The sequence below is a fragment of the Pseudomonas sp. B1(2018) genome (assembly GCF_003097365.1).
Classification (GTDB): domain Bacteria; phylum Pseudomonadota; class Gammaproteobacteria; order Pseudomonadales; family Pseudomonadaceae; genus Aquipseudomonas; species Aquipseudomonas laurylsulfatiphila.
On the sequence record NZ_PYUK01000019.1, the window covers coordinates 15,272 to 36,752 of the forward strand.

9 protein-coding genes are annotated in these 21,481 nt (G+C 63.0%); all 9 read left to right on the plus strand.

Annotated elements, in window-relative coordinates:
• Nucleotides 1-208 precede the first annotated feature (208 nt).
• Nucleotides 209-1,741, plus strand: a complete 1,533-nt coding sequence (locus tag C9422_RS24925) for an MFS transporter (protein WP_116582494.1) — start codon at nucleotides 209-211, stop codon at nucleotides 1,739-1,741.
• A 26-nt stretch (nucleotides 1,742-1,767) separates the two neighbouring features.
• Complete coding sequence (locus C9422_RS24930; protein WP_116582495.1) at nucleotides 1,768-2,832, plus strand: HlyD family secretion protein; 1,065 nt, start codon at nucleotides 1,768-1,770, stop codon at nucleotides 2,830-2,832.
• A complete protein-coding gene (locus C9422_RS24935) occupies nucleotides 2,829-4,376 on the plus strand; it encodes an efflux transporter outer membrane subunit (RefSeq protein ID WP_116582496.1) in 1,548 nt (515 codons plus the stop codon). The genes C9422_RS24930 and C9422_RS24935 overlap by 4 nt, the downstream gene beginning before the upstream one ends.
• Nucleotides 4,377-4,455: 79 nt before the next feature.
• Nucleotides 4,456-5,235: an efflux RND transporter periplasmic adaptor subunit gene (locus C9422_RS24940; protein WP_116582497.1), complete on the plus strand. Its 780-nt coding sequence runs from the start codon at nucleotides 4,456-4,458 to the stop codon at nucleotides 5,233-5,235.
• Nucleotides 5,232-6,551: an efflux RND transporter periplasmic adaptor subunit gene (locus C9422_RS24945; RefSeq protein ID WP_116582498.1), complete on the plus strand. Its 1,320-nt coding sequence runs from the start codon at nucleotides 5,232-5,234 to the stop codon at nucleotides 6,549-6,551. Before C9422_RS24940 ends, C9422_RS24945 begins: the two co-directional genes overlap by 4 nt.
• Entirely contained in the window at nucleotides 6,552-8,648 is a 2,097-nt protein-coding gene (locus C9422_RS24950) for a biotin/lipoyl-binding protein (protein ID WP_116582499.1), read from the plus strand.
• 119 nt (nucleotides 8,649-8,767) lie between these two features.
• Complete coding sequence (locus C9422_RS24955) at nucleotides 8,768-10,351, plus strand: glycosyltransferase family 39 protein (RefSeq protein ID WP_116582500.1); 1,584 nt, start codon at nucleotides 8,768-8,770, stop codon at nucleotides 10,349-10,351.
• Between the two features lie 152 nt (nucleotides 10,352-10,503).
• Nucleotides 10,504-11,349, plus strand: coding sequence for a sulfotransferase (locus C9422_RS24960; protein WP_116582562.1), 846 nt, complete (start codon nucleotides 10,504-10,506; stop codon nucleotides 11,347-11,349).
• A 56-nt stretch (nucleotides 11,350-11,405) separates the two neighbouring features.
• On the plus strand, nucleotides 11,406-21,452 hold the full coding sequence (locus tag C9422_RS24965; RefSeq protein ID WP_116582501.1) for an Ig-like domain-containing protein: 10,047 nt from the start codon (nucleotides 11,406-11,408) through the stop codon (nucleotides 21,450-21,452).
• Nucleotides 21,453-21,481 lie beyond the last annotated feature (29 nt).

Sequence of the window (21,481 nt, forward strand, 5' to 3'; positions counted from 1 at the left end):
AGTTCCCCTGTGGGAGCGAGCTTGCTCGCGATGAGGCCGGCAGCCTCGACATCCCTATTGACTGACCTGCCGTTATCGCGAGCAAGCTCGCTCCCACAGGAGGGTATCGTTGCGTCTGACGCATTTATAACCTGCCAATAAGTTGATTTTCGTCAGGCATCACGCTTTTTAGAATGCTTCGGTCTTTCCACGCCGGAGCTCGCAGTACATGACTTCCCTTACCGTGACGGCACCTGCCGCGGCGGCCAGCACGGCAGCCGCACCGCCGGTCTTCGGCCCACGGATCATCATCGGCCTGGTGGGCGTGCTGCTGGCGGTGCTGGTGTCGGGCCTGAACGAGATGGTGACCAAGGTCGCGCTCGCCGACATCCGCGGTGCATTGGCTATCGGCTACGACGAAGGCACCTGGCTGGTCGCCTGTTACACCGCGACGTCGGTGGCGGCCATGGCGTTTGCGCCGTGGTGTGCGGTGACGTTCTCGTTGCGACGTTTCACCCTGGGCGCCATCAGCCTGTTCACCCTTTTGGGTGTGTTGTGCCCCTTCGCCCCGAATTACGAAAGCCTGCTGTTGCTGCGCACTTTGCAAGGTCTGGCGGGCGGCGCACTGCCCCCCATGTTGATGACCGTGGCCCTGCGGTTTCTGCCTGCCAACGTGAAGTTGTATGGCCTGGCCGGTTATGCCCTGACGGCGACGTTCGGTCCGGGCCTGGGCACGCCATTGGCCGGGCTGTGGACCGAATACGTCGGCTGGCAATGGACCTTCTGGCAAATCATCGCGCCGTGCCTGATGGCCATGGCCGCGGTAGCGTACGGTTTGCCCCAGGACCCGCTGCGCCTGGAGCGCTTCAAATCCTTCAACTGGCGCGGATTGCTGCTGGGCTTTCCCGCCATCTGCATGCTGGTGATCGGTATCCTGCAGGGCAACCGCCTGGACTGGTTCGAGTCGAACCTGATCTGCGGATTGCTCGGTGGTGGGCTGTTGCTGCTGGTGCTGTTTTTGGCCAGCGAGTGGTCGCAGCCGATACCGTTTTTCAAGATGCAGATGCTCGGCATCCGTAACCTGTCCTTTGCCTTGCTGAGCCTGGCGGGCGTGCTGGTGGTGTTGCAGGCGGTGATCATCATTCCGTCCAGCTACCTGGCGCAGGTCCAGGGTTATCGCCCGGTGCAGACCGCACCGATCATGCTGCTGGCGGCGCTGCCGCAATTGATTGCGCTGCCGTTGGTGGCGACCCTGTGCAACTTTCGCTGGGTTGATTGCCGCTGGGTGCTGGGCATCGGCCTGGGCATGCTGGCGTTGTCGTGCGTCGGCGGCTCGCAACTGACGTCCGCGTGGATTCGCGACGATTTCTATGTGCTGCAATGGCTGCAGATTTTCGGTCAGCCCATGGCGGTATTGCCGCTGCTGATGCTGTCCACCGGCAGCATCAGTCCGTTGGAAGGGCCGTTCGCATCGGCCTGGTTCAACACCGTCAAAGGCCTGTCGGCGGTCATCGCCACCGGGGTGATCGAAGCGCTGACCACGGCCCGTCTGCATTTTCATTCGACCATGCTGGTCGATCGCCTCGGCAACTCGCCGCTGGCCGAGCGCGACAGTGCAAGTCTCGCTCATCGTCTGCATGAGCAAGCACTGGTGCTCACGTCCTCTGATCTTTACCTGTGCATGGCCGGTGTCGCCGTGACCTTGATCCTGCTGATTTTCTGGCTGCCGACGCGGATCTATCCGCCGCGCACACCGACCTGAATGCTCCACTGAAACAGAAGGTTTTTATGAACACCCAAGCAAAGCAGAAAGTCGCGGTGGCCGTGGCCGTCGCATTGGCCGTCGGTGGGGCGCTGTACCTGGCAATGCCTGGCCTGTTCGGCAAGCGTACCCAGCAGAACACCAACGATGCTTACGTCTCGGCGGATTTCACCCTGGTCGTGCCGCGGGTCGCCGGGTTTATCAAGGAAGTGCTGGTCGAGGACAACCAGCAGGTCAAGGCGGGGCAATTGCTGGCGCTGATCGATGACCGGGATTTACGCGCCGCCGCCCAGGCCGCCGACGCCGAAACGCTGGTGGCCAGGGCGCAGCTGCAAAACGCCCGGGCGACCCTGGAGCGCCAGGCATCGGTGATTGCCCAGGCGCAATCTTCGGTGGTTTCGGCCAAGGCGGAAATGGCCTTTGCCGAGCATGAATTGAACCGCTACAAGCACCTCGCCGGGGTGGGCGCCGGCACGGTGCAAAATGCGCAACAGGCGCAAACGCGCATCGACCAGGCTGGCGCGCGGCTGGCCAATGCCACGGCGGTACTGGCGGCGGAGCGCAAGCAGGTGGAGATCCTGACGGCCCAGCGCGATGCAGCCGAGGGCGGGCTGAAACGGGCGCAAGCGAAGCTGGAAATGGCCAGCTACGAATTGTCCTATACAAGGATCGTGGCGCCACAGGACGGTATGGTCGGAGAACGCGCGGTGCGGGTCGGCGCCTACGTCACGCCGGGCAGCAAGATCCTCGCCGTGGTGCCGCTGGCGCAGGCTTATGTGATGGCCAATTTCCAGGAAACGCAACTGACGGATGTGCAGCCGGGGCAGGCGGTGCAGGTGCGCGTCGACAGCCTGGGCGGTGCGGCACTCAACGGTCGTGTCGAAAGCATCGCACCGGCCACCGGGGTGACGTTTGCCGCGATCAAACCGGACAACGCCACTGGCAACTTCACCAAAGTGGTGCAGCGGATACCGGTGAAGATCGTGCTGGAGCCGGGACAACCGCTGGCCGAGCGCTTGCGAGTGGGGATGTCGGTGGAGGCGAGTATTGATACGGCCATCGCCAAGGCGAAAGAGGTTGTTCAGCGATGAAGATTTTCGTTGATAGCGCTGACGCCTTCGCGAGCAAGCCCGCTCCCACAGTTGACCGCATTCCCCTGTGGGAGCGGGCTTGCTCGCGAAGAGGTCATCAGCCTCGCCTGACTTTTTCTGCCTTGTTTGTGCTGAGCCTGTCAGCCTGCACCGTTGGCCCGGACTTCCAGAAGCCTGATGCACAGCAGATCACCGAATGGGCAAAACCATCAAAGGCAGCCACCAGCCAGGCCATCGCCGAAACAATGGCCGAGCGCTGGTGGGAGGTGTTCCACGACCCGAAACTCTCGGCCTTGAGCCAGCGCGCCCTGACCGACAACCTCGACCTGAAGCTGGCCGGCAGCCGTTTGCAGCAAAGTCGTGCGGTGCGCCAGGTCATCACTGCCAACCGCTACCCCAACACGGCGGCCAGTGGCAGTTACGGGCGCAATCGTAACAGCGCTGAAGGCTTGAACGACCCGTCAGGACACAATGGCCAATCCGCCTTCAACCTGTGGAATGCCGGCTTCTCCGCTTCCTGGGAGCTGGACTTCTGGGGCCGCGTGCGTCGGGAAACCGAAGCGGCCGACGCCACCTTGGAGGTCGCCGAGAACGACCGGCGTGGTGTGCTGCTGTCGGTGCTGGCCGAAACCGCCCAGGACTACATTCAATTGCGCGGTGTGCAGAACACCCGGCTCGTCACCGAACAGAACCTCGGCGTCGCCCGCCATAGCCTGAAGCTCTCGCAACTGCGCCTGGCCGACGGCGTCGCGACGGATCTGGATGTCGCCGAAGCCGCCGCGCAGGTGTCGGCCATCGAATCGCGCCTGCCCGCGCTGGAGCAGCGCCAGTGGCAACTGATCAATGCCTTGAGCCTGTTGATGGGCGAAGCGCCCCAGGCATTGGCGGCGGAGTTATCCACAGACGCCCCGGTGCCACAAACGCCGCGCCAGGTCGCCATTGGCTTGCCCTCGCAACTGGCTGAGCGTCGACCGGACATTCGCCAGGCCGAAGCGCGACTGCATGCCGCCACGGCCAGCATTGGCGTGGCCAAGGGGGATTTCTATCCGCGAATCACCCTGTCGGGGAACATCGGCTCCCAGGCCATGCAGCTGAGCGATTTTGGCTCCTGGGGTTCGCGTTCGTTCGGGATCGGCCCGCAATTGAGCTTGCCGTTGTTCGACGGTGGCCGTTTGCGGGGCGTGCTCCAATTGCGCGAAGCACAACAACAGGAAGCGGCCATTGCCTATCAGCAAACCGTGTTGCGCGCCTGGCATGAAATCGATGACCAACTGACCGCCTATAACGCCAGCCAATTGCGCCGTGACAGCCTGGCCGAAGCCGTGCGGCAGAACCGCATTGCGCTGGACACCGCGCAACAGCAGTACGTGGAGGGCGTGGTGGATTTCGTCACCGTACTCACCGTGCAAGGGGCGTTGCTGGCCACGCAGGAGCAGTGGGTCGAGAGCTCGACCGGCGTGTCGCTGGCGGCCGTCGGGTTGTACAAGGCGTTGGGTGGGGGGTGGCAGTCGGTCTATCCGTTGGCCGAGACGGCGCAGCGCTGATACACAGGCAATGGTGGCCATCTGCTTGACGCTCATCGCCGCTGCCGTAGACTCCGTTGATCCGAAAGGGAGAACGGTCATGCGGATTTTCTGTGTGTTGGGGTTGGGTTTTTTCTTCGTCGCGAGCGTTGTCCAGGCGCAAACGCCCGGGGCAGACGATCCGCTTGCGCAAATGGATGCGAGCGCCAGTGCTGCAACCAGCACCGAGGCCCGTGGTGTATTGCGCGCCAGGGACCAGGCCGTACTGGCCAGTGAGGTCCCCGGGCGGATTGTCGAATTGCCGTTCAGCGAGGGCGAATCGTTCAAGAAAGGCGATACCCTGGCGCGGTTCGATTGCTCGGCCTATCAGGCGCAGCTCAATGCCGCTCAAGCGGCCAGCCGTGGCGCAGGTGAAGAACTGGCGCACAACCGGCAACTGGCCGCGCTGAATTCGGTCGGGCGTTTCGAAGTGGCACGTGCCGAGGCCAAGGTCAGTGAAACCCAGGCGCAGTCCCAGGTGTATCAAGTGCAGGTCAAGCGTTGCAGCGTGCTGGCGCCGTTCGATGGCCAGGTCGTCGAGCGCAAGGTACAGCGCTATGAAAGCGTTCCTGCCGGCGCGCCATTGCTGGACGTGGTCGATAATCGCACCTTGGAAATCCATCTGCTGGTGCCCTCGCGTTGGATGGCCCGACTCAAGCCCGGCCAGACCTTCAGTTTTGTTCCCGATGAAACCGGAAAGCCGTTGGACGCGACGGTCAAGCGCCTGGGCGCGCGCATCGATGAAGGCAGTCAGACCTTGCTGCTGGTGGCCAGCGTGCCCGATGCCAGCGGGTTGCTGGCGGGCATGAGCGGCACGGCGCATTTCGCGGAGTTCAAGTGAACGCGCCGGTGAGCGGCGGTGCCGAACAGGTGTTCGCACGCTTTCTAGATCTGGAGCGCCAGACCCGCGCAGCCCGAACGCCCGCCCAATTGGCCTACAGCCTGGTCAATGATGGCCAGGCACTGTTTGGCTTTCGCCATGCGGCCCTGTTGATCGCCGGGAAGGTGCAGGCCGTGACCGGTGTCAGCGCGGTGGAGCCGAATTCGCCGTTTGTCGCGTTCGTCGAGCAGGCGGTGGCGCAGTTGTTCAAAGGTGAGCAGTTGCAGCAGGCGCGGGTCATTGCCGCCGATGTCATCAGCGAATCGCTGCAGGCGGAATGGCAAAGCCTGTCGGCGGCGCAGGTGTTCTGGCTACCGCTGATCGATCGCCAGGGCGAAGTGTTCGGCGGGTTGTGGCTGGCCCGGGATGTTCCGTGGAACCCTGCCGAACAAGTGCTGCTGTCGCAATTGGGCGATACCTACAGCCACGCCTGGCAGGCGTTGCAACCGCGCAAGCCGTGGCGCCTGCGCTGGACGCGCAAACGCCAGGCATTGCTGGTGGCAATGCTATTGCTCGGGCTGTTGATCCCGGTGCGCCAATCCGTTTTGGCACCGGCCGAAGTGGTGCCGCTGGGCGGTCGGGTGGTGGCGGCGCCGCTGGACGGTGTGATTGCCGAATTCCTGGTCAAACCCAACCAGACGGTGAAGACCGGCGATCTGCTGCTGCGCTTCGAAAGCACCACGCTCAAGGCTCAGGCCGATGTTGCCGAACGCGCCCTCGGGGTTGCCGAGGCGGAACTCAAGGCCAACTCCCAGCGCTCGTTCGCCGATGCCGAGTCCAGCTCGAAACTGGATTTGCTGGCCGCCCGGGTCGAACAGAAACGCGCCGAGCGTGACTACGCCCGTGAGCTGCTCAAACGCAGCGAAGTGCGCGCCGAGCGCGATGGCATCGCGGTATTTGCCGATGCCGAGCGCTGGACCGGCAAGCCCGTGCAGACGGGCGAGCGGCTGATGGAAATCGCCGATCCGGCTCAGGCGCAATTGCGTATCGAACTGGCCGTGGGCGATGCGATTTCCCTGGAGCCCGGCGCCGAGGTCGCCTTGTTCCTCGACAGTGACCCGCTGCAACGGCATCTGGCCAGGCTCGAACGTTCGGCTTATGAAGCGCAGCCCACGGCGGGCGGACAGTTGGCCTATCGCCTGGATGCGAATTTCGACGCGGCACCCCCGCGCATCGGTTTGCGCGGCACGGCGAAAATCTTCGGTGACCGGGCGCCGCTGGCGTTGTACCTGCTGCGTCGACCGCTGGCCGGTTTGCGTCAGAGCGTGGGCCTGTAAATGAGCCTGCCCGGCCTGCGTGCCGACCTGCAATTATCCCCTGCAGCGCCGGCGCTGGACGGTGCGCCCTGCTGGACGCTGGCCGATCCGGTGCGGGGGCGTTACTTCAAGCTCGGTACCACGGCCATGCGATTGTTGCGTCACTGGTCGCTGGGTGAACCCGAGCAAGTCCTGCAAGCGGCCAATCGTGAGCCGGGACTGGCGCTGGGTGCTGCGGATCTTGAGCAGTTGCTGGTGTTCTTGCGCAGCCACGACCTGATTACCGCCCTCGATCCCCAGCAGCGGGCCAGTTACAGCCTTAAAGCGGCTGCGCAACACCAGAGCCTGTGGCACCAGTTGCTGCATCAATACCTGTTTTTTCGTATTCCGCTGTGGCGTCCCGAGCGTTTTCTCAACCGTGCCTGGCCATGGCTGGAGCGCTTTGGCCCGCGGGCGCTGCGCTACGGCTTGCCCACTGTGCTGGGGTTGGGGGTGTTTCTGGTGTCGCGGGACTGGCAGCGGTTTATCGCGACCTTTCCGCATTTGTTCAGCCTTGGCGGCGCATTGGCGTTTGGCGTGGCCCTGTTCTTCGCCAAGCTCTGCCACGAATTCGGTCATGCGTTCATGGCCAAGCGCGCCGGGTGCCGGGTACAGAGCATGGGCGTGGCGTTCATGGTGCTGCTGCCGATGTTCTATACCGATGTCAGCGATGCCTGGCGGGTCAATGATCGCAAGGCCCGGTTGCTGATTGGCGCGGGCGGGGTGCTGGCCGAGTTGCTGTTGGCGTGCATGGCCTTGCTGGCGTGGTCGTTGCTGCCCGACGGGCCGGCTCGCACCGCGGCGTTCATGCTCGCCAGTGCTACGTGGATCACGACGTTGGTGGTCAACCTCAACCCGTTCATGCGCTTTGACGGTTATTTTTTGCTCAGCGATTTCTGGCAGGTCGATAACCTGCAAGGCCGGGCGTTTGCCTTGTGCCGCTGGCGCCTGCGCGAGTTTTTGTTCGGTTACGGTGCCACGGTGCCGGAGCCTTGGTCGCCGACAATGCAACGGCGTTTACTGATCTGGGGGTATGGCTCGTGGTTATGGCGCGCGGTATTGTTTTTCGGGATCGCTCTGGCGGTCTACCACCTGTTCTTCAAGGTGTTGGGGATCTTCCTGATGCTGGTGGAACTGGTGTGGTTCATCTTTCTGCCCATCATGAGTGAATGGCGCCAGTGGTGGAGCCGCCGCGAGCAGGCGCATGGGCCGCGGGTGCTGCTCAGCAGTCTGGCGGTGCTCGGGCTGTTGTTGCTGCTGATCCTGCCGTGGCGCAGTGCCGTCGAGGTGCCGGCCATGCTCGAAGCGGGACGGGTCAGCACCTTGCATGCGCCCGTGGCGGCACGGATCAAGGCGGTGAATGTGCAGGACGGGCAGTCGGTGGCCCAGGGCGATGTCCTGATCGAACTGGAGTCTCCTGATCTCGATTCGCGCCAGGCCATCGCGCGCCGTGAGATCGAGATTCAGCAGTTGCAGATGCGTCGTCAGGCCGGCCGCAGCGAAACGGCTTCCGATGCCGGGATCGTCGAGCAGCGCCTGGCCGAAGCGGTCGCGGAATACCGGGGGCTGGCGGCTCAGCGCGAGCGTTTGCTATTGCGCGCCCCCCATGCCGGCACGGTGCGCGACCTGCTGCCGCAATGGGCGGTGGGGCGCTGGCTGTCGACCCGGGAGCCGCTGGCTCGGGTTGTCGAGCGGGGTGTGCGCTTGCGCGGCTATCTGGCCGAGGCGGAGCTCTGGCGCGTGGCGCCGGGTGCCACCGGGCGGTTTATCGCGGATGATCCGATGCACCCGGCGATTGCCGTGCAACTGAGCGAAATCGATACCAATGGTGCGGCGTTTGTCGATCAGGAAGCGCTGACATCCGATCACCACGGGCCGATTGCCGTGCGCCGCGATCAGTCTCAACGGGCCGAGCCGGTACAGGCGCAGTACGGCGCGCGCTTGACGCCGCTCGATCCGGCCCCGGCGCCCGTGCAGCCGTTACGCGGCGTGGCCGTGTTGCAAGGCCGTGGTGAGTCGGTGCTGGGCGTTGCCTGGCGACGGCTGGCGGCGCTGGGTGTCAGGGAAAGCGGATTTTAGCTCGACCGGCTCTCCTCGCCGCAGGTCGTTTGGTCTGCGGGCCAGCATCGACGATGCTCGGGCTGAAGGTCTAAAGTGAATCGCGAGTAACCTGTCACTGAGCGTTGCAAGGGGAGGCGATGGAGGCGCGCAGAGAGACGCCGATGGGCGACACGCAGGGGCCACGCGCAAATCCCGGTTTCGCCAGGGGGGCGCAACTGATTATTCGCTGGGCGCGGGAGCATTGGCTGGTGCCGATCCTGGTCCTGGCGGCGCTGGTGCGCTTCTACGATCTGACGGCGGCTGCGATCTGGGGCGACGAGGGTTCCAGCCTGTTGCTGGCGCGTTATTCATTGCCGGACATCTGGCTTCACGCTGCCTACGACGTGCATCCGCCGCTGTATTTCATGCTGCTGCACAGTTGGATGGCCGTCTTCGGCGACGGCATATTTTCGATCCGCTGTCTCAGCGCCCTGCCGGGCATCGCCTCGGTCGGGCTCGGCGTGTGGCTGGTGGATCGACTGGCTACCCGCCGCGCCGCGATACTCGCCGGCTTTCTGCTGGCACTGCTGCCCACGGCGGTTCGCTACAGCCAGGAAGTGCGCATGTATTCGCTGTTGGGGATGTGGTTGCTGGGGGCGACGATTGCCCTGGTGTACTGGATCCGCAAACCGCAACGCCGACGTTATCTGGTGATTTACGTCCTGCTCATGAGCGCGGCGTTCTACACCCATTACTTCACTGCGCTGTGCGTGCTTTGTCATTGGTTGTACCTGGGCATCATCCGCGTGCAGCCGGGGTATCGCCTGCGATGCATCCAGCGTGGCGACTGGTGGCTGGCGAACCTGGCCATTGTCGCGCTTTACCTGCCGTGGATACCGGGGCTGGTCGATCTGTTGCAGCACATCGATCAACTCAAGGCCAACGGGGATGTCGGCTGGGAAACACCGGTCACTTTCGACTCCCTGCCGTCCATGGTGTGGTCGCTATTGATCCAGGACGATGGCGAAAACCTTCCGCCACTGGTGTTTGCCGCCCTGCCGCTGGCCTTGCCGATATTGGCGGGGGTGGCGCTGGTGCGGGACCGAAGCGTGTTCCGGGGCAGCGCGTTGCTGGCGGTCTACACCCTGGTTCCGATATTGCTGGTGTTTGCGGTGTCGTTCATTTCACCGATGTTCATCGAACGTTATCTCACCGCCTATGCCCTGGGCCTGCCGATGCTGGTGTCGTTGGCGATCGACCGCCTGTACAGCGGCTCCCGCGTGGTGGCGTTGACGGTGCTGGTGCTGTTTGTCGGTGTCGAACTGGTGGGCTTGAACAACAACGCCACGGTCGACATCCATGACCAGATCAATGTTCTGGTCGATGACGTCAACCAGCACTTCCAGCCCGGCGATCAAATCGTCACCAGCGACATGCTCTGGTACTTGAGCTACGTCTACTACAACCGTACCGGTGCCAAGCCGCTGCTGTACACCCCGCCACATGCCGACGGAACCTCGGGCCGTCCGAATGACTATGGTTTCGGCACTCTGACGGAGCCGGACGAGTACCTCGACAGCCTCGGCGATTTGCCCAAGGGCACCCGGCGAATCTGGTTGATCAGCACCGCCGACGTGCCGGATGAGTTTGCCCCCGTGCCGGCACAATGGCGGCTGGGCCGTCAGGTCAAGGCCGGTGGCGTTGTCGCCAGGTTGTATGTGTCCCCGTTGGCTGGGAAATAAGCAGCGTTGAGGCTAAAACGGTTCAGCCATTCGATGGAGATTAAATAGTCGGTTTCCAGTGGAATTGACTCCGAATTGATATCAAAACACCACTAGGCGTGGACTTTACCTTCGGTTACGCTTTGTCCTACAAAATGGACTTGCGGCTAATGGTGAAGGGATTGCATCAGTTTCATTTTATCTCCGGCTTGCCGCGCTCAGGCTCGACGCTGCTTTCTGCCATTCTTTTGCAGAACCCGCGTTTCCATGCCGGAATGACCAGCCCCGTGGGTTCCCTGTTTTCCGGTGTTCTGGATCAGTGCAGCGCGGGCAGCGAGTTCGGCGCGGTGATCGACACCGACATGCGCCGCCGCCTGTTGCGCGGTCTGTTTGATTCCTTCTATGCCGACAAGGCCGACAAACCGGTGGTGTTCGACACCAATCGCCTTTGGAGCGCCAAGCTGCCGGCCATCAACGATCTGTTTCCCAAGGCCAAGGTGATTGCCTGTGTGCGCAACGTCGCCTGGATCATGGACAGCATCGAGCGTCTTTACCGCGCCAATCCCTATGAAAACACCAAGCTCTTCGGCGATGCCGTCGAGCGCAACACCGTCTACAGCCGTTGCGAAACCCTGGCACAACGCAATCGCCTGGTGGGTTTTGCCTGGGCGGCGCTGAAGGAAGCCTACTACGGCGAACACGCCGACTCCTTGCTGATCATCGACTATGACTTGCTGACCCAGGCACCGGAGCGGGTGCTGCGGCTGGTCTACGACTTTATCGACGAGCCCTGGTTCGAGCACGACTTCGAGCACCTGGCGTACGACGCCCCGGAATTCGACCAAGCCCTCGGGGTAACCGGCCTGCACAAGGTCCGACCCAAGGTTGCCGTACAGGCCCGGCGCACCATCCTGCCGCCGGATCTGTTCAAGCAATACTCAGACTTGTCCTTTTGGCTCGATGGCTCTGCCAGCGCCGCCAACGTCATTCGTATGAAGTCCGACGCCGCGAACATTTGATCGCGGCGTTTTTCATTGATGCGTTACGTACATTCGTTCGAATTCGGGTGAGCAGCATGTGGTGGAGCATTTTTGGCGGAGCAAAGGCAAAGTCACGGGTAACCGAAGGCCAGCGGACGCCAGCGGCGCCCATGATCATGTCCCTGGAACCGCGCATGCTGTTCGACGGTGCTGTCGCTGCCACGGTGGCCGATACCGCCGCCCAGGCGGACAACCATTCCACAGCCGATACCGCCAAGGCGCCGACTGCCGATCACCCGACGGCGAGCAAGGATACCCACGGCCAGGCCGATGCCACACCGGCGGCCAGTCCCGTTGCGGTGCCGGGGCAGAGCGTGGTGTTCGTCGACTCCCGGGTGAAAGATGCCGACAGCCTGCTCACAGGCGTCGCCCCCGGGACCCAGGTCGTGAAACTCGACGCGGGCAAGGATGGGCTGCAACAGATAGCCGACTACCTCGATCAGCACCAGGGCATCAGCTCGGTGCAGATCATCGCCCACGGCAACGCCGGTGACCTGTGGCTGGGCGACAGCTATCTGTCGGCCGACAACGTCGCCGCCCGCAGCGCGGTGCTGGCGGAAATCGGCAAGGACATCAACGCTGGCGGCGACATCCTGATCTACGGCTGCTACACCGCCGAAGGCGAGCGCGGCCTGAGCTTTGTCGATTCGCTGGCGCAAATGACCGGCCGCGATGTAGCGGCGTCGAACAACCGTAACGGCGTGGGCGGTGACTGGGATCTGGAAATCGCCACCGGCAACATCGAGAGCGCCAACGCCCTCTCGAGCACGGCCATGAGCGACTATCAGTGGGGCTTGGCCACCTGGTCCGCCTCCAACAATGCCAACACAGGCGTCGGTTCGTTGCGCGCGGCGATCGCCTCGGCGCAGAACGGCGATATCGTCACCTTCAACAGCGGCATGACGGTGCAGCTGACGTCCGAGTTGTTGATCAACAAGAACATCACCGTTGATGGCGACTTGAACAACGACGGTGCGGCTGACGTGATTCTCGACGGCCAGTACAGGACCCGAGTGATTGAAGTGGCGGCTGGCAGTACCGTGAAACTCGATGGCCTGGTTATCACCCGTGGCCTGGTGTCGGGCACGGGCGGCAACGGTGGCTACGCTGCCACGGGCTCGATGGCCGGGGGGATTTTCAACGCAGGGATTCTGACCCTCAATAACGTTACCGTGACCTCCAACGCCGCTTCTGGTGGCGGTGGTGGCGGCGGTATCACCGGCGCTTTTTACGGCGGTGGGGGTGGAGGTGGCGGCGGCTTGGGCGGCCAGGGCGGCGGGCATGGCGGTTCGGCAGGGCCGGGCACCGGCACGTTGGGCGGCGGTGTGGGCGGCGGTGGCGTCGGCGGTTACGGCGGCGGTTATGACGCCACCCACATGGGCGGTCGCGGCGGTACCACCACTGGCGGAGCTGGCGGCATAGGCGTTTCCTATTACAGCAGCGGCGGTAACGGTGCGACGGCCACCAATGGCACGATTTCCATTGGCGGTGGCGGCGGCGGGGCCGGTTGGGACAAGGTGGGTGGCGCCGGTGGCAATGCGGTGGGCGGGATCTACAACGCCAGCAGCGGCACCCTCACCATCGTCGGCACCTCGACCATCAGCAACAACATCGGCGCTGGTGGCGGCGGTGGCGGTGGCGGTGGCCAGGGCAGCAATGCCAGCAATGGCGGCCTGGGCGGCCGGGGCGTCGGTGCGATCTGGAACAAAGGCACGCTGCTGATGACGGCCGCCAACTTCGCCGCCCTGGCCGGTAATGCCGCGGCCAGTGGTGCAGGCGGTACCGCGCAGGGCGGAGGTACAACCGGTACCTCGCCGACCTCTGTCGCGACCATCTACAACGACGGAGGCGTACTGAATACCGCGTATTCACCGCCGCCGACCGCGACCATTGTGGTGTCGGACAATGCACTGAAAATCGGCGAAACCTCGCTGGTGACGATCACCTTCAGTGAAGCGGTGACCGGTTTCACCAATGCCGATCTGACCATCGCCAACGGCACCTTGACCGCGGTAAGCAGTAGTGATGGCGGCATCACCTGGACAGCAACGTTCACACCGTCCGCCAGTATTTCCGATACGACCAACGTCATCACCCTGGACAACACGGGGGTGATAAACGGTCTGGGCACTGCCGGCGTCGGCACCACCAACTCCAACAACTACACGGTCGACACCGTACGCCCGACCGCCAGCATCGTGTTTGCCGACACGGCGCTGAGAATCGGCGAAACCTCCCTGGTGACCATCACCTTCAACGAAGCGGTCAGCGGTTTCACCAATGCCGACCTGACCATTGCCAACGGTACCTTGACCTCGGTGAGCAGCAGCGATGGCGGCATCACCTGGACGGGGACTTTCACGCCGAGCGCGAGCATCACCGACGCGACCAACCTGATCACCCTGGACAACACCGGGGTCAGTGACCTGGCGGGCAACGCCGGCAGCGGCACCACCGATTCCAACAATTACGCCATCGATACCGTGCGGCCAACGGCGACCATCGTGGTGACAGACAATGCGCTGAAAATCGGCGAAACCTCGCTGGTGACCATCACCTTCAGTGAAGCGGTCAGCGGATTCACCAACGCCGACCTGACCATCGCCAACGGCACCTTGAGCGCGGTCAGCAGCAGCGACGGCGGCATCACCTGGACCGCCACCCTCACACCCTCCTCAAGCACCAACGACACGACCAACCTGATCACCCTGAACAACACCGGGGTCAGCGATCTGGCGGGCAACGCCGGCAGCGGCACCACTGATTCGAACAACTATGCGATCGATACGCTTCGTCCGACCGCCACCATCGTGGTGGCGGACAATGCGCTGAAAATCGGCGAAACCTCGCTGGTGACCATTACCTTCAGCGAAGCAGTGAGCGGTTTCACCAACGCCGACCTGACCATTGCCAACGGGACTCTGACAGCGGTGAGCAGCAGCGATGGCGGCATCACCTGGACCGCGACTTTTACCCCGACCGCCAGCATCACCGACACGACCAACCTGATCACCCTGGACAACACCGGCGTGGCAGATCTGGCGGGCAACGCCGGCAGCGGCACCACCGACTCCAACAACTATGCGATCGACACCGTACGCCCGACGGCAACCATCGTAGTGACGGACACGGCGCTGAGAATCGGCGAAACCTCGCTGGTGACCATCACCTTCAGTGAAGCGGTCAGCGGTTTCACCAACGCCGACCTGACCATCGCCAACGGCACCCTGACTGCGGTGAGCAGCAGCGACGGCGGCATCACCTGGACGGCGACCTTTACACCTTCCGCGAGTATCAATGACACGACCAACCTGATCACCCTGGACAACACCGGCATCGCGGATCTGGCGGGCAACGCCGGCAGCGGCACCACTGATTCCAACAACTACGCCATCGACACCGTGCGTCCGACCGCCACGATTGTGCTGGCGGATACAACACTGGCAGCGGGCGAAACCTCGCTGGTGACCATCACGTTCTCCGAGGCGGTGAGCGGATTCACCAACGCCGACCTGACCATTGCCAACGGCACCCTGACTGCGGTGAGCAGCAGTGACGGCGGTATCACCTGGACCGCGACCTTCACGCCAACCGTCGGCGTGAGTGACCCGAGCAACGTCATCACCCTGAACAATACCGGCGTGACCGACATCGCCGGCAACACCGGCAGCGGCACCACCAACTCCGGTAATTACACCATCGATACGGTGCTGCCGACGGCGACCATCGTGGTCGCCGACAATGCGTTGAAAATCGGTGAAACGTCACTGGTGACCATCACTTTCAGCGAAGCCGTCAGCGGTTTCTCCAATGCCGACCTGACCATCGCCAACGGCACGTTGAGCGCGGTGAGCAGCAGCGATGGCGGCATCACCTGGACCGCGACCTTCACCCCGAGCAGCGCCATCACCGACTCCAGCAACGTCATCACCCTGGATAACAGCGGCGTGCAAAACGCCTCGGGTAACGCCGGCAGCGGCACCACCGATTCCAACAACTACGCCATCGATACCGTACGCCCGACCGCGACCATTGTGGTCGCGGACTCGGCGCTGGCGGTGGGTCAGACATCGGTGGTGACTATCACGTTCTCCGAGGCGGTGACTGGCTTTACCACGGCCGACCTGACGGTGAACAACGGTACCCTGAGCAGCCTGAGCACCAGCGATAACATCACTTATACCGCGACCCTGACGCCAACGGCGAGCATCACCGATCCGACCAACCTGATCACCCTGGACAATACCGGGGTGACCGATGGGGCCGGCAACGCCGGCAGCGGTACCACCGATTCGAATAATTACGCGATCGACAGCCAGCGCCCGACGGCCACCATCGTCCTGGCGGACGCGACCCTGAGTGCCGGAGAAACGTCGTTGGTGACGATCACCTTCTCCGAGGCGGTGACCGGTTTCGACAACAGTGACCTGAGCATCGCCAACGGCACGCTGAGCGCAGTCAGCAGCAGCGACGGCGGGATTACCTGGACCGCGACCTTCACCCCGACCGTCGGCGTGAATGACTTGAGCAACGTCATCACCCTGAACAATACCGGTGTCACCGACGTGGCGGGCAACACCGGCAGCGGCACCACCAACTCCGGCAATTACACCATCGATACGGTGCTGCCGACGGCGACCATCGTGGTGGCCGACAATGCGTTGAAAATCGGTGATACGTCGCTGGTGACCATCTCCTTCAGCGAAGCCGTCAGCGGTTTCACCAACGCCGACCTGACCATCGCCAACGGCACCTTGACCTCCGTCAGCAGCAGCGACGGCGGCATCACCTGGACCGCGACCTTCACCCCGACCAGCGCCATCACCGACACCAGCAACGTCATCATCCTGGACAACAGCGGTGTGCAGAACGCCTCGGGCAATGCCGGCAGCGGCACCACCGATTCCAACAACTACGCCATCGACACCGTGCGCCCGACGGCCACCATTGTGGTCGCGGACACCGCGCTGAGCATCGGCGAAACCTCGCTGGTGACGATCACCTTCAGTGAAGCGGTGAGCGGTTTCACCAACGCCGACCTGACCATCACCAACGGCACGTTGACCGCGGTAAGCAGCAGCGACGGCGGCATCACCTGGACGGCAACCTTCACGCCTTCGGCGATCATCAACGACACGAGCAACCTGATCACCCTGGACAACACCGGGGTCAGCGACCTGTCGGGCAACGCCGGCAGCGGTACCACCGACTCCAACAGCTACGCCATCGACACGGTTCGCCCAACCGCCACGATCGTGCTGGCCGATACGACCCTGAGCGCCGGTGAAACCTCGTTGGTAACCATCACCTTCTCCGAGGCGGTGAGCGGTTTCGACAACGCCGACCTGTCCGTTCCCAACGGAACGTTGAGCGCGGTGAGCAGCAGCGACGGCGGCATCACCTGGACCGCGACGTTTACGCCAACCGCAGGCATCAGTGACGCCAGCAATGTCATTACCCTGGCCAATACCGGCGTGACCGACGTGGCGGGCAACACCGGCAGCGGCACCACCAATTCCGGCAACTACACCATCGATACGGTGCTGCCGACCGCGACCATCGTGGTGGCCGACAATACGTTGAAAATCGGTGATACGTCGATGGTGACCATCACCTTCAGCGAAGCCGTCAGCGGTTTCACCAACGCCGACCTGACCATCACCAACGGCACCCTGAGCGCGGTGAGCAGCAGCGATGGCGGCATCACCTGGACCGCGACCTTCACCCCGACCAGCGCCATCACCGACACCAGCAACGTCATCACCCTGGACAACAGCGGTGTGCAGAATGCTTCCGGTAATGCCGGCAGCGGCACCACCGACTCCAACAACTACGCCATCGACACCGTGCGCCCGACGGCCACCATTGTGGTCGCGGACACCGCGCTGAGCATTGGCGAAACCTCGCTGGTAACGATCACCTTCAGTGAAGCGGTGAGCGGTTTCACCAACGCCGACCTGACCATTGCCAACGGCACGCTGAGCGCGGTGAGCAGCAGCGATGGCGGCATCACCTGGACCGCGACCTTTACGCCGAGCGCCAGCATTATCGACTCCAGCAACGTCATCACCCTGGACAACAGCGGGATCGCTGACCTGGCGGGCAACGCCGGTAGCGGTACCACCGACTCGAACAACTACACCGTTGATACCCTGCGTCCGACCGCGACCATTGTCATGGCGGACCCGACGCTGAGCGCCGGTGAAACGACCCTGGTGACTATTACCTTCAGTGAGTCGGTGAGCGGTTTCACCAACGCTGACCTGTCTGTGCCCAACGGCACGTTGAGCGCCGTGAGCAGCAGCGACGGCGGCATCACCTGGACGGCGACCTTCACACCGAACGTCGGGATCAACGACACGTCCAATCTCATCGCCCTGGACAACACCGGCATCGCCGACCTGGCGGGCAACGCTGGCACCGGTACGACCAACTCCGCCAATTTCACCATCGACACCGTGTTGCCGACGGCCACCATCGTGGTCGCCGACAACGCCCTGAACATTGGCGAAAGTACGGTAGTGACCATCACGTTCAGCGAAGCGGTGACCGGCTTCACCAACGCCGACCTGACCATCGCCAACGGCACGTTGAGCGCGGTGAGCAGCAGCGATGGCGGCATTACCTGGACAGCCACCTTCACGCCGACCGCCAACATCACCGACGCCAGCAACCTGATCACCCTGGACAACAGCGGCGTGCAGAACGCTTCCGGCAACGCGGGTAGCGGCAGCACCGATTCGAACAACTACGCCATCGACACCGTGCGCCCGACGGCGACCATCGTGGTCGCCGACACTGCCCTGAGTGTCGGCGAAACCACGCTGGTGACGATCACGTTCGATGAAGCGGTGACGGGTTTCACGACGGCCGACCTGAGCGTGGCCAACGGCACTTTGAGCAGTTTGAGCAGCAGCGACGGCGGTATCACCTGGACAGCGACCCTCACACCGACCACCAGCATCACCGACACCAGTAACGTCATCACACTGGACAACAGCGGGATCGCCGACCTGGCGGGTAACGCCGGCAGCGGCACCACCGATTCGAATAATTTCAGCATCGACACTCAGCGTCCAACCGCGACTATCGTGGTCGCCGACCCGACCCTGAGCGCCGGTGAAACCACCCTGGTGACCATTACTTTCAGCGAGCCGGTGAGCGGTTTCACCAACGCGGACCTGTCTGTTCCAAACGGCACCTTGAGCGCGGTCAGCAGTAGCGACGGCGGCATCACCTGGACGGCGACCTTCACACCGAACGCCGCGATCAATGACACGTCCAACCTGATCACCCTGGACAACACCGGGGTCGCCGACCTGGCCGGCAATGCCGGCATCGGCACGACCCAATCCGCCAATTTCACCATCGACACCGTGCTGCCAACGGCCACCATCGTGATCGCTGACAACGCCCTGAACGTCGGCGAAACCTCGCTGGTGACCATCACCTTCTCCGAGGCAGTGAACGGCTTCACCAACGCCGACCTGACCATCGCCAACGGCACGTTGAGCGCGGTGAGCAGCAGCGATGGCGGCATTACCTGGACAGCCACCTTCACGCCGACCGCCAACATCACTGACGCCACCAACCTGATCACCCTGGACAACAGCGGCGTGCAGAACGCTTCCGGCAACGCGGGCAGTGGCAGCACCGATTCGAACAACTACGCCATCGACACCGTGCGCCCGACCGCCACCATCGTGGTGGCCGACACGGCCCTGAATGTCGGCGAAACCTCGCAGGTGACCATCACCTTCAGCGAAGCGGTGAGCGGTTTCAGCAACGCCGACCTGACCATCGACAATGGCACCCTGAGCGCGGTGAGCAGCAGCGACGGCGGCATCACCTGGACGGCCACCCTGACACCGTTGGCGGCTATCACCGACACCAGCAACCTCATCCGGCTCGATAACAGCGGTGTTCAGGATGCGGCGGGCAACACCGGCAGCGGCACCACGGACTCGAACAACTACGCCATCGACAGTCAGCGCCCGACCGCGACCATCGTCATGGCCGACACCGACCTGCGTCCCGGCGAAACGACCCTGGTGACCATCACCTTCAACGAGGCAGTCAACGGTTTCACCAATGCCGACCTGACCGTCGCCAACGGTACCTTGAGCGGGTTGAGCAGCAGCGACGGTGGCGTTACCTGGACCGCGACGTTCACGCCGACCGCCAGCATCACCGACACCACCAACCTCATTACCCTGGACAACACCGGTGTTACCGACGCGGCAGGCAACGCCGGGAGCGGGGTGACCAACTCGGCGAATTACCTGGTGCAAACCAGTGTGCCGACCGCCAGCATCGTGATCGCCGACACGTCGCTCAAGGCCGGCGAAACGACCCTGGTGACCATCACCTTCAACGAGGCAGTCAACGGTTTCAGCAATGCGGACCTGAGCGTCGCCAACGGTACATTGAGCAATGTCAGCAGCAATGACGGCGGCATCACCTGGACGGCAGCCTTTACGCCAGCCTCGAACGTGACTGACGCCAGCAACCTGATTACGCTCGACAATAGCGGCGTGGCCAATGCGTCGGGCAATACGGGAGCGGGCACCACCGACTCGAACAACTTCGCCATCGATACCGTGCTGCCGACAGCGACCATCGTGGTCGCCGACACGCAGCTCGGCATCGGCGAAACGACCACTGTGACCATTACCTTCAGCGAAGCGGTGAGCGGTTTCGACCTGTCGGACATCAGTGTTGCCAATGGCACGCTGTCGAACCTGAGCAGCCGCGATGGCGGCGTGACCTGGACCGCGACCCTGACGCCGACCGCCAATGTCAGCGATGCAACCAACCTGATCGTGCTCGACACCGGACGAGTGCAGGACATTGCCGGCAACTTCGGTGCAAGTATCGCCATCTCCAACAACTACGCGCTCGATGCGACCCGGCCGACGGTGACCATCGTGGTTGCCAACCCGAACCTCGGTATCGGTCAGACCACTACGGTGACCTTCACCTTCAGCGAGGCGGTCAGCGACTTCGACCTGTCCGACCTGAGCGTGACCAACGGCGACCTGAGCAATCTCGCCAGCAGCGATGGCGGCAAGACCTGGACCGCGACGTTCACACCGACGGCCAATGTCACCGACCCAAGCAACTTCATCGCGCTGGACACCGGCAACGTCACCGATCTGGTGGGCAATACCGGCAACACGGTCGCGGTGTCGAACAATTACACACTCGACAGCGAGCTGCCGACCGCCACCGTGGTAGTCGCCAATCCAGACCTGGGTGTGGGCCAGACCTCGCAGGTGACCATCACCTTCAGCGAAGCGGTCAGCGGTTTTGATTTGTCCGACATCAGTATTGCCAACGGCACCTTGTCCGATCTGCGCAGCAGCGATGGCGGCAAGACCTGGACCGCGATGCTGACGCCGACCGCCAACGTCAATATCGCCAGCAACGCGATCATCATCAACCGCGCCGGTATCAGCGACATGGCCGGCAACAGTGGCAGCGGCGTGAGCCAGTCCGACAACTTTGTCATCAACACGGTGCCGACCTCGTCGGTCGTGGTCGTTTCACCAGACCCGGCGTTCCGCACCAACACCCCGGTGACATTGCCCGATGTGCCCAACGTGCCGCTGCAACCGTTCGTTTTCACGCCACCGGTGGGCAATCTCGCTTCACCGCTGACCTTCCAGCCGTTGTTCGAACAACGGGTGATCGGCAACGGCATCCGGCCGTTGGGCGATATCTTCATGAACCACGGTGCACTGACCCCGAGTTTCATCGCGCAGGTTTTCACCAGCAATGACAGCGGAGGCGATGGTTCGGGGCATGGTTTCCTCGGATTCGGTGGCGGCGACGGCGGTGTGTTCAGCACCAGCACGCTATCGAGCCTGTTCAATCAGGACAGCAATGCGGAGCGCGATTCGTTGAACGCCTTTGGCAGTCAGTCGATCAAGTCCGGCGATGTTTCCCAGGGCCTGCGCGGGGTATTTGGCGCACCGACCCTGGGTCAGCAATTGCAACAACTCCAAGACAACGAGCAGCAGCAGGTCGACAAGCTGGCCGCCGCTCTGAAGCTGGCCGGCATCAGCGAAATGCAGGCCTGATGAAAACTTTCACTTTTGATGCGGCACCC